This window comes from Pseudomonas putida (assembly GCF_002741075.1).
In the GTDB taxonomy this organism is placed as follows: domain Bacteria; phylum Pseudomonadota; class Gammaproteobacteria; order Pseudomonadales; family Pseudomonadaceae; genus Aquipseudomonas; species Aquipseudomonas putida_T.
The window spans coordinates 2,379,018-2,394,231 of record NZ_CP016634.1; the positions used below are offsets into that span (position 1 = coordinate 2,379,018).

The 15,214-nt window shown below is 61.3% G+C and carries 26 protein-coding genes and 1 tRNA gene; all 27 read right to left on the reverse strand.

Annotation, left to right across the window (positions count from 1 at the left end; all coding sequences use genetic code 11):
• Entirely contained in the window at nucleotides 1-711 is a 711-nt protein-coding gene (locus IEC33019_RS10910; RefSeq protein ID WP_015269849.1) for a hypothetical protein, read from the reverse strand.
• A 117-nt stretch (nucleotides 712-828) separates the two neighbouring features.
• Complete coding sequence (locus IEC33019_RS10915; protein ID WP_099593467.1) at nucleotides 829-1,875, reverse strand: minor capsid protein; 1,047 nt, start codon at nucleotides 1,873-1,875, stop codon at nucleotides 829-831.
• Nucleotides 1,865-3,289, reverse strand: a complete 1,425-nt coding sequence (locus tag IEC33019_RS10920) for a DUF4055 domain-containing protein (RefSeq protein WP_099593469.1) — start codon at nucleotides 3,287-3,289, stop codon at nucleotides 1,865-1,867. Before IEC33019_RS10920 ends, IEC33019_RS10915 begins: the two co-directional genes overlap by 11 nt.
• A gap of 8 nt (nucleotides 3,290-3,297) precedes the next feature.
• Nucleotides 3,298-4,785, reverse strand: coding sequence for a terminase (locus IEC33019_RS10925; protein WP_099594161.1), 1,488 nt, complete (start codon nucleotides 4,783-4,785; stop codon nucleotides 3,298-3,300).
• The gene (locus IEC33019_RS10930) at nucleotides 4,758-5,375 is read right to left on the reverse strand and encodes an HNH endonuclease signature motif containing protein (protein ID WP_099593471.1); all 618 of its coding nucleotides are present in this window, start codon (nucleotides 5,373-5,375) and stop codon (nucleotides 4,758-4,760) included. Before IEC33019_RS10930 ends, IEC33019_RS10925 begins: the two co-directional genes overlap by 28 nt.
• Before the next feature lie 114 nt (nucleotides 5,376-5,489).
• Nucleotides 5,490-6,089, reverse strand: a complete 600-nt coding sequence (locus IEC33019_RS10935) for a hypothetical protein (RefSeq protein WP_099593473.1) — start codon at nucleotides 6,087-6,089, stop codon at nucleotides 5,490-5,492.
• A gap of 9 nt (nucleotides 6,090-6,098) precedes the next feature.
• The gene (locus tag IEC33019_RS10940) at nucleotides 6,099-6,533 is read right to left on the reverse strand and encodes a proteasome subunit beta (protein ID WP_099593476.1); all 435 of its coding nucleotides are present in this window, start codon (nucleotides 6,531-6,533) and stop codon (nucleotides 6,099-6,101) included.
• An 8-nt stretch (nucleotides 6,534-6,541) separates the two neighbouring features.
• Nucleotides 6,542-6,778, reverse strand: a complete 237-nt coding sequence (locus IEC33019_RS10945) for an Acb2/Tad1 domain-containing protein (RefSeq protein WP_099594163.1) — start codon at nucleotides 6,776-6,778, stop codon at nucleotides 6,542-6,544.
• 50 nt (nucleotides 6,779-6,828) lie between these two features.
• Complete coding sequence (locus IEC33019_RS10950; RefSeq protein ID WP_054830717.1) at nucleotides 6,829-7,161, reverse strand: phage holin, lambda family; 333 nt, start codon at nucleotides 7,159-7,161, stop codon at nucleotides 6,829-6,831.
• 93 nt (nucleotides 7,162-7,254) lie between these two features.
• Nucleotides 7,255-7,331 (reverse strand) — tRNA-Gly (locus tag IEC33019_RS10955).
• 366 nt (nucleotides 7,332-7,697) lie between these two features.
• The gene (locus IEC33019_RS10960) at nucleotides 7,698-8,288 is read right to left on the reverse strand and encodes a hypothetical protein (RefSeq protein WP_099593478.1); all 591 of its coding nucleotides are present in this window, start codon (nucleotides 8,286-8,288) and stop codon (nucleotides 7,698-7,700) included.
• The gene (locus tag IEC33019_RS27985; protein ID WP_301336697.1) at nucleotides 8,279-8,410 is read right to left on the reverse strand and encodes a hypothetical protein; all 132 of its coding nucleotides are present in this window, start codon (nucleotides 8,408-8,410) and stop codon (nucleotides 8,279-8,281) included. The genes IEC33019_RS10960 and IEC33019_RS27985 overlap by 10 nt, the downstream gene beginning before the upstream one ends.
• On the reverse strand, nucleotides 8,407-8,988 hold the full coding sequence (locus tag IEC33019_RS10965; RefSeq protein ID WP_099593480.1) for a recombination protein NinG: 582 nt from the start codon (nucleotides 8,986-8,988) through the stop codon (nucleotides 8,407-8,409). Before IEC33019_RS10965 ends, IEC33019_RS27985 begins: the two co-directional genes overlap by 4 nt.
• Nucleotides 8,988-9,404, reverse strand: coding sequence for a recombination protein NinB (locus tag IEC33019_RS10970; RefSeq protein WP_099593483.1), 417 nt, complete (start codon nucleotides 9,402-9,404; stop codon nucleotides 8,988-8,990). The genes IEC33019_RS10965 and IEC33019_RS10970 overlap by 1 nt, the downstream gene beginning before the upstream one ends.
• Nucleotides 9,397-9,780, reverse strand: a complete 384-nt coding sequence (locus IEC33019_RS10975) for a hypothetical protein (RefSeq protein ID WP_099593485.1) — start codon at nucleotides 9,778-9,780, stop codon at nucleotides 9,397-9,399. Before IEC33019_RS10975 ends, IEC33019_RS10970 begins: the two co-directional genes overlap by 8 nt.
• Nucleotides 9,777-10,010 (reverse strand): hypothetical protein, encoded by a 234-nt coding sequence (locus tag IEC33019_RS10980; RefSeq protein ID WP_099593487.1) that lies wholly within the window; start codon nucleotides 10,008-10,010, stop codon nucleotides 9,777-9,779. The genes IEC33019_RS10975 and IEC33019_RS10980 overlap by 4 nt, the downstream gene beginning before the upstream one ends.
• Nucleotides 10,007-10,318 carry a hypothetical protein gene (locus IEC33019_RS10985; RefSeq protein ID WP_099593490.1) on the reverse strand — a complete coding sequence of 104 codons (312 nt, stop codon included), beginning with the start codon at nucleotides 10,316-10,318 and terminating at the stop codon, nucleotides 10,007-10,009. The genes IEC33019_RS10980 and IEC33019_RS10985 overlap by 4 nt, the downstream gene beginning before the upstream one ends.
• Complete coding sequence (locus IEC33019_RS10990; RefSeq protein ID WP_099593492.1) at nucleotides 10,318-10,530, reverse strand: hypothetical protein; 213 nt, start codon at nucleotides 10,528-10,530, stop codon at nucleotides 10,318-10,320. Before IEC33019_RS10990 ends, IEC33019_RS10985 begins: the two co-directional genes overlap by 1 nt.
• On the reverse strand, nucleotides 10,527-11,333 hold the full coding sequence (locus tag IEC33019_RS10995; RefSeq protein ID WP_099593494.1) for a hypothetical protein: 807 nt from the start codon (nucleotides 11,331-11,333) through the stop codon (nucleotides 10,527-10,529). The genes IEC33019_RS10990 and IEC33019_RS10995 overlap by 4 nt, the downstream gene beginning before the upstream one ends.
• Entirely contained in the window at nucleotides 11,320-12,303 is a 984-nt protein-coding gene (locus IEC33019_RS11000; RefSeq protein WP_099593496.1) for a phage replication protein, read from the reverse strand. The genes IEC33019_RS10995 and IEC33019_RS11000 overlap by 14 nt, the downstream gene beginning before the upstream one ends.
• A 1-nt stretch (nucleotide 12,304) precedes the next feature.
• Entirely contained in the window at nucleotides 12,305-12,778 is a 474-nt protein-coding gene (locus IEC33019_RS11005) for an ead/Ea22-like family protein (RefSeq protein ID WP_099593498.1), read from the reverse strand.
• Nucleotides 12,775-13,026, reverse strand: coding sequence for a hypothetical protein (locus IEC33019_RS11010; RefSeq protein WP_099593500.1), 252 nt, complete (start codon nucleotides 13,024-13,026; stop codon nucleotides 12,775-12,777). Before IEC33019_RS11010 ends, IEC33019_RS11005 begins: the two co-directional genes overlap by 4 nt.
• Entirely contained in the window at nucleotides 13,023-13,871 is an 849-nt protein-coding gene (locus IEC33019_RS11015; protein WP_437436780.1) for a Rha family transcriptional regulator, read from the reverse strand. Before IEC33019_RS11015 ends, IEC33019_RS11010 begins: the two co-directional genes overlap by 4 nt.
• Nucleotides 13,872-13,998: 127 nt before the next feature.
• Entirely contained in the window at nucleotides 13,999-14,211 is a 213-nt protein-coding gene (locus IEC33019_RS11020; RefSeq protein WP_099593504.1) for a hypothetical protein, read from the reverse strand.
• A gap of 19 nt (nucleotides 14,212-14,230) precedes the next feature.
• Entirely contained in the window at nucleotides 14,231-14,437 is a 207-nt protein-coding gene (locus IEC33019_RS11025) for a hypothetical protein (protein ID WP_099593507.1), read from the reverse strand.
• Between the two features lie 290 nt (nucleotides 14,438-14,727).
• Complete coding sequence (locus tag IEC33019_RS11035) at nucleotides 14,728-14,931, reverse strand: hypothetical protein (protein ID WP_027907145.1); 204 nt, start codon at nucleotides 14,929-14,931, stop codon at nucleotides 14,728-14,730.
• A gap of 32 nt (nucleotides 14,932-14,963) precedes the next feature.
• Entirely contained in the window at nucleotides 14,964-15,173 is a 210-nt protein-coding gene (locus IEC33019_RS11040; RefSeq protein WP_099593511.1) for a transcriptional regulator, read from the reverse strand.
• Nucleotides 15,174-15,214 lie beyond the last annotated feature (41 nt).

Consider the following 15,214-nt stretch of genomic DNA (forward strand, 5'->3'; position numbering starts at 1 on the left):
TTACGATTGAGGGAGGTCTGGGAACCGGCTGGCGATTGCCGCCGTGCGTTCCGCTTTGTTACCGCCGAAATTGCCTTTTGCGGCCCCGCCGCCCTTTCCAGCACCCCCGGCCCCGCCGCCAGATGCCTTGCTACCAGCGATCAGCGGGCCGAAGGCCGGATCGTTGGTGAATTCTGCTTTCAGCTCATCCAGCGTTGCCGCCGAGAGCTTGCCGGCAGCGTCCAGCACGACAACGGTTGGTTTACCGTCGCGCTGCTCGACGCTCAGCCGGCGTTCGATGTGGGGAAGCAATGCCTTGGCGCTGCCTGGCACGGCCAGAGCAGTCGCGATCTCGGTGGCGGTACGGCCCACGGTCAGATCCCGGATCTGGCCTTGCAGGGTGGCGCGCTCGCTTTCGAGGGTGCCGGTCAGCTCAGCTTCGCGGCGGTTGTATTTCTCGGACCAGGACTTTTCGAGCTCCTCGACGTTGCCAGACTTGCGGGCGGCCTCCTCAGCCTCGGCGCGCGCCTTTTCTTCGGCCTCGCGGCGGGCTTTCTCGGCGGCCTTCTTCTCGCCCAGGAGCTCCTCCACCTTGGCCTTCAGGCCGGTGACATCCTCCTGCTGCGGCAGACCATCGATGCCAAGGACGAACTTGCCGTCCTTCTCGACGTACAGGGCTGCTACCGATTCTTCGACGCCTTCGAGGCTGTCCAGTTGGAATTTCAAGGTCATTGCTGTCTCCCAGAGACGTTGAGCAGGCCCTGCCTGCGGGTACAAAAAAGCCCCGGCTCAGCCAGGGCTTGGAAATTGCGCGCCACGAAATCGAAGCGCCGTGTTTTGTGGCGCGGATCAGTTCAGGCCGGCCCGCTCGAATGCCATCGGCTCACGCTCGCGCAGCTGCTTGAGGGTCAGGGTGCGGCCGTCATCGTCGACAAACCGGTCGATGGTGAGCTGGCCCTTGCTGAACAGCTTGTAGCGAGCCGGGCCGAGCACATCCTCTTGGAACGCTGCAGGCTGGCGTGCGAGCCATTCGCCGTAGGTGGTCTTGCTGCTGACCTGTTCGGCGCCGTCCTGGCCTACCGCTGGGCGAGTTGAGCCAGGGATATCTCGGGCAAACTCATCCTTGAGGACTGGGATCTCGGTGGTCCGGCAGTTCCAGTGGAACGGCGGCGACGGCGCTGTCATGGGCACCACCGTGCCATCCAGCGCACGGCAGAGCGGCGTGGTCCTGCCGTCCAGCGTGGCGACCCGGCGCTTACCCTTCAGGATGTCGTCGTTGTCGGCCATGACCTGCGACCTCGCCGAACTGGCGATATGGTTGGTCATGGTCCGAACCAGCGCCCCGGCCTGGTCGCGCTGCTGCACGCCGAGCGATGTGAGCCGGCGGGTGATCTGACTTGTCGTCTCACCCAGCGCCGAGCCCATGCGAATCTCGCTGATGATCTCGGCGCTCTTCTTGGTGCCGTACTGGTCGAGCGCGCCGGCGATGCTGATGCGCTGCCGCCCCTTGCCGACCTCCAGGTCGAGCGGATCGGCCAGCGCTGCGGCGGCGACCTGCTCAATGCTCGGCTTGTTCAGCTGCACGACCGTCTTCACGACCTTGCCCAGCAGGGTCATGTTGAACTCGGCCTCATACCCGGCGAATTCCGTCAGGTCGAGCACGGCCTGCTGCTTCATCTCGCCGTACACGCCCGCCAGCTCGCCCTGTAGCTCCTGAATCTGCTTCTCGTACCGTTGGGTGCCGTAACGGCTCAATCCCTCTGATACACGCGATTTGGCGGTGCTGATGGCCTTCGTGATGAACTTGGCCAGGCGCTTTAAGCTACCACCGGCGTAGCGCTGCACGTGCACCTGGTGGCGAGTCGCTGCGTCGGAAAGGTAGCCGTCACTGCTCATCCTCACCGCCTCCGGCGTCGTTGCCGGCCACCGGCGGCTGATCGGCAAGTTCATCGTCGATTAGCTCATCGGTGCGGTCTGCCTCGAGCACACCACCCTGGCGAAGGTTGGTGCGCAGGTCGGACTTCGCGATGATGCCCTGCTGCCAGAGCTGGACCTGGGCCAGGATGTCCTGGGCGGTCATGGTCTCGTCGAAGAACGACTGGTTGAGCCAGAAGACCGTCCCCTCCTCGTCCAGCTCGCCCATCATGAAGCGCTCGGCGTCGAGGATGGCCCGTTTCAGGGCCTCGGACACGTTACCGGCGATGGTACCCAGCACGCTGTTGTCCGAGCTGTAGCGGATGCGAACGGCCTCTGCTGTCTCGGCTCCGCCCGCCTTCTGGACGATGCGCGCGCCGATCATCAGCATCTGCTCTTCCTTGTCCTTCAGCAGCGTTCGGGCCAGCTGGCTCTCGGTCGCCTGGACAAGCTTTGCGTCACCGGACTTTCCGAGGTTGAAGCCGCGGGTAGAACCGATGTGGATGCCATTGGGGTTCAGCTTGGCGAAATCATCCGCGCTGATGTCGGTGGTTATGAACAGCGTGGGCTGGCTGCTGATGAACCCGCTCTCCTCCACCGTGGCACTGTTGCCGTAGTGCAGGATGTTCACATCGGCCAAGTCTTCCAGCGGCGACTTGTCGATGCTGGCGTCGTTGTCCTCGGCCCCGTAGAAGCTGAACAGGATGTGATCGAACGGCTGGCCATTCTTGTCGAGCGGCTGGGTCTCGGTGTAGGTCTTGCCGTCCTTGCTGTAGAGGCGCTGGACGTACTTTCCATCTACCAGCAGCAGCACCCGGTACTGCTCTTCCTTGATGCGATCGAGGTTCTCCTGGCTGAACTCGGACACGCATTCCAGCAGACAGACGTAGACCAGGCGCAGCACGCCATCAATGACCTGCTCTTCCCAGTCGATGATCGAGGTCGCGCCGTAGTGGTGGATCAGTGCACGCCGGCCCTGCATGTCGGCCATGGAGGACACGCCTTCAACTGGCGGGAAGTCCACCAGGAAGCCGCCACGCCCAGTATCCAGGCACTCACCCACGGAGCGCTTGGAAAGCTGCTCCAGGCTCGTGCCGTCGCCACTGGCGTTCTCCTTCAGGTACTCCACGCCGGCGGGCAGTTGCAGTTCGGCTGTCTTGCGGAACACCGCACCCAGCAGGCCGGTACGTGTGCGCCCGGTGATGTTCAGGAACATCGCTCGCTTCTTGTACTGCTTGTACCGCGCCAGGTTCTCCGGTGATTTGTTCTCCGGGTCCGGCATCGGCAGGTATTCGTCGTGCTTGCGCACCTCACGGGCGCCAGCCACGCAGCGCTTGACCAGCTGCCAGCCGGGCAAGGCCTCCGAGTACTCTGCCCGGGGAATGAAGTTCGGCATGGGTAGCCTCAGAAAGTGAACGTGATGGGTACGCGCTTGACCACGGAGCGCTTGGTCTTGGCCACGGCGAAGTAGCGGAAGGCGTCAGACGGGTGGGATGACCAGTCATGGAGCGGCTTGTCTTTCCAGCAGCCGCGCTTGTCGTCCCACTCCTTGCGGTAGCTCTCCAGGGCGGTAATGCCCTCCTCGCATTTGGCTTCGTCGAAGGCGCAATTCGGGAGGATTTCCCGGGCCTGCTCGATGCCTTCGTCCACTCCGAGCTTTGGTACCACCTGGAACGTCAGCGAATAGCGCTGTCCGTCGATTTCGTAGCCTTCTCGTGCGAGTTCGCGCCGCGTCTTGCCGTCGCTACCGAATTCCCGGTTGTCGATGTCGTGCGGGCCCCAGTGCTCGCCATACTCGTAGCCGCGATCCTTCAGCACCTTCATGTAGTGCCGCAGGCCTTCGCCGCTGTTCTGATAGAAGTCGACGACGTGGTACTCCTCGCCGACGATCCGGACGAACCAGATAGCCGTGGAGTCGCCCACACCGATGTCCCAGAACGTGTGCACCGGCAGGTGGCTGTTGTCCGGAAGCTTCCCGATGCGCTGGGCGGCGTAGAGCTTGGTGAACTGCTTGGCGTAATAGGCGCCCTCGATCGTCTGCTGGAATGCCTCGGCAGGGATCGACGGGTATTCCCGCTTCATGTCGTCGCCGAGGGTCTTTTCCTTGGCGGCGTACCAGGCGCGCTGGCCTGGGTTGGTGACGATGCCGTGCTTGGCGGCCAGGTCGTCGAAGTACTTGGCCAGCCGGTCCGGGATGACTACATCGGTCGGGTCAAGCCAGTAGAGCGGGTTCCGCCACCAGCTGAAGAAGAAGAACTTCCAGTCCAGCAGGCCCAGGGGCACGCCGGCCAGCTGCTGCTTCTCGGCAGACTGGCTGTAGTCGAAGAAATACCCGGCCCGTCCTTCCGCCGTCGATTCGATGGTGACGAAGCACTCGGCTGCCACGGCCTCGAACGCACCGGTGACGATCTCCCGCGCCTTGTGCGGGAACTTGGCGCAGATCTTCCCGAACTCGGAAACGTGCAGGTAGCGCAGCGTGCCGCCCCGGAAGGAGGTGGACACGTAAAGCGACCCGCCCTTGCTGAACACCAGCTCGCCTGCGGCGTCGTTGCGTGCCGGATTCGCTGCCTTGATCTCCTTGGGCAGGTGATCGTAGGCGTACTTCACCTTCTCCCGGAATAGGCGCTTGGCGTCGTTCAGGGTGTGGGCGATCAGGGCGCACTTGGCGGCCTCGAACAGCGCTGCGTCAAGCTGGACGATGCAGACCAGGGTGGTGAAGCCAAGCTGCCGGGCCTTGAGGATGATGTTGCGGGTATGGAGGCCGCTGAAGTACTCAATCTGCTCCGAGGTCATTCTAAATCTGACTTTTTTGCCAGATTTATCTGTGATCATGTAAAGATTATTGAGCCTCCAGAACTTGTCTCTCAGCCGTTCAAGGTGCTCCTTGGACAAAGACATTGCGCTGACTCTCCATGCCTGTCGGAATAGCCGTTTTGCTCATTCCAGGCAATTCGCGCTTCAGCTGCTTCCCGTCGCGTGACGAAAGTACCGATGCTGATGTTCTTTCTCACCCCGTCAACCAGTTCGGTAGCCTGGGCACGCCATCTGCGCTTGTCTTTCAGGTAGACGACTCCGTTGACACCGCTAGTGTTAGCTCTGCTCATCGCTGCATTCCTGTTGTTCACAGAAAGCGTGGCGGGCCTGAGGTTTGAAATGCGGTTATCTGTGGCGTCTCCATTGATATGATCCAGGGCCAGTGGCGCCTCGCCATGCACGTAAGCCCATGCAAGCCTGTGCGCATAGAGCAGGGTGCGATTGATCCTTATAACGCAGGATGAATGCCCGTCTTTATTGGTCTTGATCGACCCAGCCGGGCGGCCTGCGTATTTCCCATGGAAAATATTGAATGCCCGATCACTGGCGAATCTATCTCGCGGCCTGGACTTCCAGGTGAATGAGCCGTCGTCAGGGTTGTAATCGAGGTCAGACCTAAGCAAGTCGACATCAATAGGGTTATTGATGATCTCGTATCTGGATTTCATAGCTATCACCGTAGCTGCACCGAATGGGGGATGTGCAGCAGGGAGTCGGTGAACTCCTCTTCGGCTGGCCGGCCTAGCTGCACCCGTCAATCATACATCACCCAAGCCCGGAGGTCAGGCATCCTTCGAAAGTTCATCCATCAGCTGCGACAGTTCATCGGCGTCTTTCGACTGCTCCTTGTCGTCCAGGCCGAATGCAGTTCGCTCGAGCACCTGTAGGTTCTTCATGGCCGAGGACAGCTGGAAAAGGGTCTTGGCGTTGCTCGGAAGGCTCACCGCCCCAAGCATCGCGCTACGGCGGAAGCCACTCTGATCATCAGCAGTATCGCGCTCGATCTCTTCTTCGATCTCTTCGCGATGCTTGATGGTCGTCATCAGATCGTCCATCAGCAGGTTCGCAAGATTCGTGGCCTTGCGAATGTCTCGGCGGTGGCTGCGAACAACCGTCGCGCCCTCTTCTGCCGCCTCTTCGATGATCTCGGCGTCCCGCTCAGGGTTCGCGCATTGGTCTTCGCGAACCTCGCCGCGAACCAGCTTATTGCGAACCTCTTTTCGGACCTGCTCGGAAAGGTCCCGCTCCCAGCCCAATGCCTTGGCCTTCTTCCGGATTGCGGTGTCACTCACCCCATGGCGATCTGCGATGGTGCGGATGGAAAGCGCGCCGGCCCGGAAGGCTCGTTCGATCGCCTCCCAGTCTGGCTGCTTGGTGCTCATACTGAATCCTTACTGGTCGCGGGCGATCCGAACTGTACGAACCTTGCCGCCGGTGTAGATATCCCGCTTCATCGCGGCACGGACCGCCTCTTCGGCACTTGCGCCCATGTCCATCGCTGCCAGGGCATAGGCCGAGCCGCTTCCGATGGCATCGGGATTGGCCGGATCTAGGTCCTGCCGCCATACGCCAGTCTTGTCGTCATGGCCGACCATCTGCAGCCTGCCGCCATCCACCACGTAGCCCGAGCACTCGACAGGCACCGGCGATGGCGTGCCGAAGTAGGCCGCAATCAGGGCCTTCTCGTCACACACGGCACCGGATAGGAAGAAGCTGACGCCATCCACGACGGTGAGCTTTTGGCAATCATCGGAAACGATGGAGCCACTGCGGGTCTGGCGGGAGTCGTAGGCAATCACGCCATCCTTGTAGGCGATGGTGGTCATGGCTGCACTCAGCTGAATGGATCGGCGGGCTTGGCTATCGAGCGCACAAACCACATGAAGCCTTGCTGCAGGTTGGTCTTGGCCAGGGCCAAGGTGCGCTGATCTACGCCTTCGATCTGACCGATCTGCTTGAACAGCTCGCCGGCGTCGGCCTCCAGGGCCTTGATCGAGTTCATGCCGTCGATCTCGCTTTGGGTGAGGTCGCGGTAGCCGGTGATTTTCTTGTGTGGTTGTCCATGGTGGATCCTCAGGTGTTCGCGCCACGAAACGGCGCATGTCGAATTTGTGGCGCGGATCAATCAGCCTTGCGGGCCGGCAGCTTGAAGTCAGTGACGCGGTCGGCAATGTTGCGCACCTTCTCGACACCGAGGAAGCCGACCCATCCACCTACGAAGGTGGACATGCTCTGCGGCAGGCCGAAGAACTCCAGGCCGCTGATGATCGTCAGGGTCAGGCCGCCGCAGATCGCACCCTCGACCAGCATCTGGCGACGGGTGCCACCTCCGTAGGTGATTCGCAAAACAGCCATGGCGCAGGAAAGGCCTGCCGCGTACAGGAGGGGCGAATGCTGGCTCAACCACGCAAGAGCAATCGCCCAGGTGTCTGGTTTGTCTGGCATGTTGGACATACTCGATATCCCCTGAGGGGCGGCAAGAAGAAAAGGCCCGGTAAGGCCCTATTGAGGGGCCGGGCAAGCGTGCGGAGCAGCACATAACGAAATTGGAGCAGATACAGGGACTCGAACCCTGAGCCTCCGACTTGGAAGGACGGCGCTCTAACCGATTGAGCTACATCTGCATGTGTGGGTCTCTCCCCACCTGTCCACCGAAGACCATCCCGACGCCAGCACCCTACTGCACTGGTCTCGCCGATCCGATCACGCGCCACCCACAGTTAGTCGAGGCATGGGTGCGCGGGCTGCCGGTGTTTTTCTGCATCGCGGCACTACCGGCTTATCCGCGTCCAGATACCCCTTTCGGGCCACACTGGCAGTGGGTCCCGCACCAGAAACAAAAATCCCGGCACTTGGCCGGGACTCTTGAGGCCCTCTTCGGGCAATAAAAAACCCAGCGCAATGGCCGGGTTCTTGGTGATGTTTGCCGTAGGCAAAACTCTAACAATGGACAAATAGTGCCATCACGCGTGCGGGAACGCAATAGGCCCTCAAGCGGCCTCCTTCATTTCGTAAATTGCGGCTGCTACCGGCGACAGAGCGCGCTTGTCCAGGTCCTCGCAAACCTCGAAGCAGATCTGCACGAATGGCTCCCAGTCACGGGCCCAGGCACATGAAGGCAACGCCACCCCGTAGGTCTCGTCGATCCAGCGCTTGAACCACTCAGGACTGGCGAACGGGTCCTGAGCCGATGACTGCCCGCCCTGGTGCATGCGCCGGTACCGGAACATGACCCCCTTGGTCACATACTCGCAGCGCTCACGCTTGGCCGCGGTCATCCGCCCGGACTTGGCCGTGGCCAGTCCGAATACCACCTCCTCGGCTACCTCGCGCTCGTCGTCACTGCAGCTCGGGGCGTACATGAAGTTTCCAAAGGCCCGGAGGCTGCCGGGAAGCTTGAAGATCGCCGCCTGCACACCGCCGGCCAGGGCCTGGTGCACCGCGTGGCTGGCCCTCCGCTGCTTCTCCGTGGTCTGGACCATGGCGCCCAGCAGACCGAGCTGCTCGATGAACACGCCCTGGCTATCCCATGGGATGTACAGGCAGTCGTGCCAGGACTGACGCGCGCTGTTCAGCTGCATGGGCCGCCCTCCTCGCGCTTGCGCTTAGCCTTGATAACCATGCCGCGCACGATCGCCGCCCCGCCGAAGATTGCCATGGCCAGGATCAGCAGCTGGCCGCTGTCGGTTGGTGTCCAGTTCATGCTGCCTTCTCCTTCAGCTGCTTGATCTTGTCGCGGTACTCGGCCTTGATGGCCTTGAGGTCGTCTATGGTGTAGCGCTGGGCCTCATGAGGGCCTTCGAGCCACGCCACCCGGTCGGCACCGATGCGCTGCACCAGGTTGATCCGGTAGTTCACGATGTCGCCCGACTTGTGCTGGTTACAGGGCACGCACTGCTTGTGGCAGTTGAGCGGCTCGAAGCGCAGCTCGGGGTTGCCTCCCACCGTCCGGTAATGGCCGGCGTCGTACTTGCCCTGGTGGTGCCGGCCGCAGCTAATGCATGGCTGAGACTCGTCGCGCAGGCGGACCCACTGGTTGAACACCGCCTGGGCCTCACGCACGTAGTCGGCTCGGCTCTTGAGCTTCTGCTTGCGCACCTGGATCTCGCGGCGCTCGCGCTGGGCAATCGCCTTGCGGGCCACTGCTTGGTTCTCAGGCTTCTTGGCCAGTGCCAGCGCACACTGCACACCGCAGGCCTTCTGCGTCGACAGTGATGGCCGGAACTTCTCCCCGCAGGCCTTGCAGGTCTTCTGCTTCACTTCCTTGAGAGCGGTCCGCATCAGTAACGCCCCTCCCACAGATCCTTCTGGCTCCAGCGCACCTGGTGCTCGGCGCCAAACGCCTGAATCCACTCCAGCAGGCTCGCGCACTGCTTCACGCTGAGCTGGCTTGTGCGCTCGTACACGACGTCGAAGCCGTTGCCGTCGAGTGCTGGTATCAGTTGAGGCTGTTCGCCCGCCTCACGCAGCCAGGCGGCCGTCAAGAGGCGCTTCCAGATCAGGACGTCCCATTTCTTGCCGGCGTGCTCCACCTGCTTGGCGATATCGCTCAGGCACGCGTGGAGCTTCTTGTTCTGCTCGCCGCTGCGGTCCTGGTCCTTGATGACGATCTTCTTGGGCTTGGTGAAGTCCTGGGCTTGCAGAATGCCGAACAGCCGGCTGGCGTCGTCCATGCTGCGCATCACGAAGTCAGTCATAGTGCTTCCCCTCGAGGGCGCAGATCCGCTTGTTCTGGCGCCGCAGCATTTCCTTCAGGCCATCCTCCTGGCGCTTCGCCTCGGCACGTACCGCCTCGATCTCGGCCTTGAGCTGGCGATTCTCTCTGACCAGTCGGATCAAATCCTGAGCGGCAGCATCCGAGCCTTTGGCCTCAAGCTCGGCGTATTGCTCCAGCCGCTCGATCTCCACGAGCAAAGCATCCACCTGCCCCTGATCGAACAGCGGATCCACAGGCCACCCCTTTTCCGCCCAACGCGCGGCCACCTCTGCGTCATAGGTGGTTGCCGATTTATCGGTGAGGTGGTCTTCGGTGCGCCAGGCCAGAGCCTTCAGGTTGTCTTTGTCGATGGTCATGGTTTCACCGCCTTCGGCTGCAGCCGTTCCAGCCGCTCGCGCAGCTCGTTGATCTCGTCCTGCGCGGCATCCATCACCTTCTGCGCCTCGTGCACGTCGATCCAGTTGCCGCTGACGTCCTCGAACTTCTGGATTCGGGCGCCTGAAGGCGCAAGCAGGAAGCTGAAGCGCGGGATGGCATTCAGCCGATCCCAGAACTCGAAGCCTTCGCGCGTTTTGATGTTCCTCATGGCGCCACCTTCAGGCCCTGGGCCACAAGGGCAGAACTGATCTCGTCAATGGCCTGATTACGCCCTTCGGAGTGCAGGCTGTAATATTCGACGCCATTCGTAGTGAACGGGCCATCTTTCTCCGGCAGCTCCACCACCACGGCCTCGCGGGAGGCCTGCCAGGAAGCAACCCACGAGCAGTAGAGCCAATGAGTTATCGGGCTTTTGTAGGCCCCATGATTTCCGCGAGACAGATCGAAATGCTCGCCATGTGCCTTCGCGCGAAGCGCCCATGCCTCGAACTGCTCGCGCATCTTGTTGGTGTCCATCAGTGCTTCTCCTCGGCGCCTAAGTCGATTTCCTGAACTTCGAATTTCATTCGCGGCTCATCGTCCGCGTAGAGCTCGCGCCATTGCTCGGCCAGGCTTGCGCAAGGGTTTCCAAGTAGCTTCTTGCCAGCAGCCTGATAGGCATCGTCCTTGTCGCTGAAGCCCACGCACTCGGTCCGCCCTTTGTTCCAGACCAGATAAACTTTGCTCACACCCCCTCCCCGGCCGGCTGCCCGGCGCGCTTGATGTTCAACTGTGCGACTGCGGCGCGTGTCTGCCGCTTGCGCAGATAGGTTTCGATGCGCCGACGCTGGTCATCCTTGGCGCGCTCGCGGTCTTTCTTGGCCTTGGCTGCCTTGAGGATGCAGCGCACCTCGGCGAGCTTCTCGCGGGTCTTGGCGCTGGCCTGCGGGCGCACCTCGCCGGTGAGCAGGCCTGCAATGGCCTCCCCGTCTTGGGTGATGGGTGCGATGCGCAGATCGGCCAGGTACTTGGCTCCTGTCTCGTGGGTGATGAGCTGGGCGCGGACGGCAGACTCGATCGCGGTCACGCGCCGGCCTTGGTCGTAACCCAGCGACACCTCCCACTTGGCTGGCTGATCCTCGGCACGGGCGAAACTGACCAGGCGCTCGTAGGCGCTCATGAAGGCCATTCGAGCGCCGATCTTGTCGCCAGCCTCAAGGATTGGCTCGGAGGCGATCATGGCCTGGCGGATTTCAGTGGTGAGCACCACGGTCTCGTGCTCGTCACTGGCCGCCAGGGCAATCGACCACGCCTCATCCTTCCCGGGGCGGGTGTCGGCCGCGTGGATGTGCTTGAGGACCATGCCGAGCGAAAGCCGCCCAGCAGGCTCTCTACGGCACGAACGCAGCGCGCCAATGATGGCGGCAGGCTCATAGGCCGAAAGGTCCTCAGCGATGAGCTGAGCGCCTCCAGCGCTGATGGTCTGCCCCATTGCCTCGGCAGTGGCGCAGATGGCCACGGCCAGTTCGGCTTGTTGGTCAGAGGAAAGCATTGCGCTTACCTCCCTGGCCGTTGCGGATCGCGTCAGCCGCTTCCTGCGCTGCGTTCATGTTCGCCTGAGTCTGCTCCTGCTGGCGGGCAGTCGTGGCGTTCATCTGGCGGTTGGTTACCCATTGGGTGTGGTAGGCCTCGGCCTTGGCCAGCAGGTCGCCCAAGTTGTGGCAGCCGTTGATCAGCTTGGCGTCGTTGATCCGCAGGTAAAACGCGGCCACGTGGTGTGCAACTTCGATCCCGAGGCGGTCAATCAGCTGGCCCATCTGTCCGCCTGCCTTCGCATTCCATACCGGCCAGGTCTGGTAGCGCTTGCGATAGGCCATGGCGTAGTTGGCCCAGGCCTTGAAGGTTTTGCAGGACTGGTCCTTCGGGCCTGGCATGTCTGCCGGGATTTCGCAGCGCGGCTCTTCGACCCCAACAGGGATCAGTGCAACTACTTTTCCGGCAGGCTGGTTCGGCTCGTCCGAACCTTCCTGCGAACACTGACTGGTGACCTGATTGGTATCCTGATTATTGGTATCCTGATTTGTCGGATTTTTTTCCGACCTTGGATCGGATTTTTTTCCGACCTTGCTCGGATTTTTTTCCGAGGTAGATCGGATTTTTTTCCGACCTTTAGGGCCAGTAGGTGGGGTCGGATATTTTTCCGAGCCATCCAGTTTCTGGTTCCACTCGGTGGCCTTCTCGGTCAGGCGGAACAAGGTGATGCTGGAGGTGCTCGACAGCTCGATCAGGCCGACCTCTTCCAGGGCTTTCAGCATGCGGTAGGCGGTGTCAGGCTTGCCGGTCAGCAACGGCAGTTCGTCGGTGATCTTGGCCTTGCTCAGGGCAAAGTAGATCCCGTCCGGTGTCTGCATAGGCTTGGCCCAGCTCGGACATCCGTAGACGAACGAGAACAGCAGCGCCTGCTGGGAGTTGAGCCCCCATTCCAGAGCTTTCACCTGGTTGATGGTGAGGGTGAACTGCATATCAAATACCCCCTTGGGCTTTTTCGCTGCGGCGCTTGTCGCGGTAGGCGTACACCTCTTCCAGGCCTTCCTCGATCTTCACGACCTCCCGGTCGAAATAGGCCTGGGCCTGGGTTTCTTCTTCCGGCGGCAGTTCGCCAGGGCCGCGCAAGCCGTTCCAGATCCACTGCATCGCGGCATCGGCCCCTTTCCCTTTCTGCCACTCCACAACGGCGGCTCGCATGCCAAGCAGATAGCGCCCAAACAGCAGGTCGAGCTCCTTGACTTGCATGCGCAGCGCCTCGTTCTCGTCGAGCAGCTCCAGAATCGAAGCGGGGCTGGCGGCAGCGATGAACGCGGCATCAGCCAGAGATCGGCATTTGGCAACGAGATAGTCTTCAACATCGTCGTTATGGACTTCGAAGCCATCCTGGGCCCACTGGCCTTGGCTCGCAGCCTGAGCCGTTGTCTTGAGTTGATCCTTGCCGATAGTCATGACGGCTCGTTCCCCTCACGCATAGCGCGCAGCTTGTCGCGCTTGATGATGTCGGTGCACTGCTGGACGCCGTGATAGCACTCGTCAGGCATGCCTTCGTTGAAGGTGTAACAACAGTCGGCGCAGACCCATTGGCATTCGCCGCGCGCAGCGCGATCTGTCCACTCACGCGTCAGCTTGTTAATTCCTTCCAGATAGGCGGGAAGCTCGCTGGCCCGTATCTCGGTGACTTTCACGAAATCGCTCATGCGGCACCCCGCACGGCCTTGTCATGGGTGTGCAGGCCGTCCCAGTTCTTCTTCATGGGCAGTTCGCCGGCAAGGTACAGCTCGTACAGGCGAACAGCGCCCTTGCGCAGGAGGATCGGCGTATAGCTGATGAACGCCTCTTTCCCGTGCGGGGTGATCTCCTGCTGGTGTTCGGTCATGTACTTGTCGCGGGCGTAGGCAGCTACGCGGTACCGGGTACCGGACTTGCTCTCGTTGTAGAGCCAGTTGCGGCGCTCGAGGAAGTGGCCAACCTGCATCACGTTGACCCCATTGAGGCCCTTGCAGAACTGGACGTGGCTCATGCCTTCCTTGAACAGGTTTTCCAGGTGGTCGATCTTCTTGGCCTGGGCCTCGACCTGGACGGTGAGCAGCACGCGGGCTTTCTCCGACTCCAGGGCCATCTGGAGGATTTCCAGCTTGCTGAGGTCGGTGGGCTGGGCCGGGGCGGCTTTCGCCAAGCGCCAGAACTCCTTGACCAGGCGCTTTTTGAAGTCGCGGACGATCGAGGTGTTGCGCATGTAGGTGAGCAAGAGGGTCGCTTGCTGCTCATTCAGCAGCGCGATCTCGCGTGACTGGGCGCCGCCGGCAGTTTCAAAGGGTTCGATTTGAAATCTGACCCCTCCGAACTCTCCGAAATCTGCCTGATACTTGCGAACCAGCGCGATCACGCTGGCGTGCTCGTTGTCAGTTTCGCGGGCGACGGTGACGGTGCTGGTGACAGCTTCACCATCGAACACCGTGACAATTTCCGTGCGCGCCACGAAATCGTGGTTCGCATTTTGTGGCGCGGCCCTTGAGAGGGCCTGTACACTTTGGGTCTGCATATGCATAATTCCCCTACAGAGTTTTGTATTGCAGAGAGCCGGGCCGCGAACCCGGCTTTTTTGTCTCTGCGATTTGGCGTCCCTTATGAGGGACTGGCGCCCGGGTCCCTAATTAGGGATCGGACGGTTACCTCGGCGCCGCGAACGGCACCACGTTGCTGCTCTTGGGCTTCCCCCGCTGCGCGAGGAAGTGCGTGGCCTTCTTCAGGATCTGCGCGGCGAGCTCGTCGGTGCTGACACCCACCTCCTCCGCCCAGGCCTCCAGGTCCGCGAAGTCATTCCGGCGGAACCGGGCGACCTCTACGTCGTGCTGCTGGACTGCTTCGTTTGCAGGCGACATTCGTCCTCCCATGACCTATTCAGGCCCTGGCCTTCTTCTCGTTGATCAGCGGCAGGTGGCCGTGCTCTTTCTTGAACGCCAGCGCGGCCAGGATGATTTCCCGGGCAAGCACGCTGTGCTGCGCCTTGAGCTCCAGGTCGTACCCCTTCAGCTCGTGGAAGTCCTCGTCATCCAAGCGGACCTTGACCTGGTGGTCGTGTCGGTGTGCTTTGTCGTCGTAGGCCATCGGGTGATCCCCTGGATGCTTCGGTCGTTTGTGTTTTAGTGTTAAGAGGGCCTCCGCCCTACCCTGAAGAGTCCCTCGCAGAGGCCCTCATTGGGGTCACCAACTGCAAGACTTTGGCCTTCCTGCGGCCAACCACTGATAGAGCGCCACTGGCTACAGCCGCTTCGAACACCTGGTTCATCGCTGTGCTGAAATCCCAGTTATTGGCCCTCATCAGCCCCTCTATTCGCTGCCGCACATCTGGCGACAGCTGATCAAGCTGTACGGTCATTTAGGCCTCCAAAGGGCCTTCAGCCCGCGATATCTTCTTGCTGCTTGTCCTGCATCAGCTCTTCGATAACGCCGTTGGCTACGGCCCATTCGATGATTTCGTACAGATAGGTGGCGTGCTGCATGCGGGTCTTGCTCGCAGCCTTGCGGAGGATCCGGTCGAGCACGGGCTCGAAACGGACCTTCACCGGGATGGCGCGCTTCTGATTCGGGTCTTGGTACATGCTTGGTTGGCTCCTTGCGGCTATGAAATGGGTTAAGCGGCGGATTTAGCTGTTGGCCGAACGCACAGTTCGCGAGCAGTGATCACGCCAGATGTGAGTTCTTCTGCCTTGAACGCCTTCTCAGCGCTCATGAAATGGATCCCGGACACCCAGTACGAAACCGCAGCCTGGGATACGCCGAGAGCCAATGCTGTTTTGGTCTGGCCGCCGAAGAATTCGACGAGCCTTTCGATGGGGGTCATACGAGATCCCTCCTGATAAGCCTGCTTATATCGTATGAATA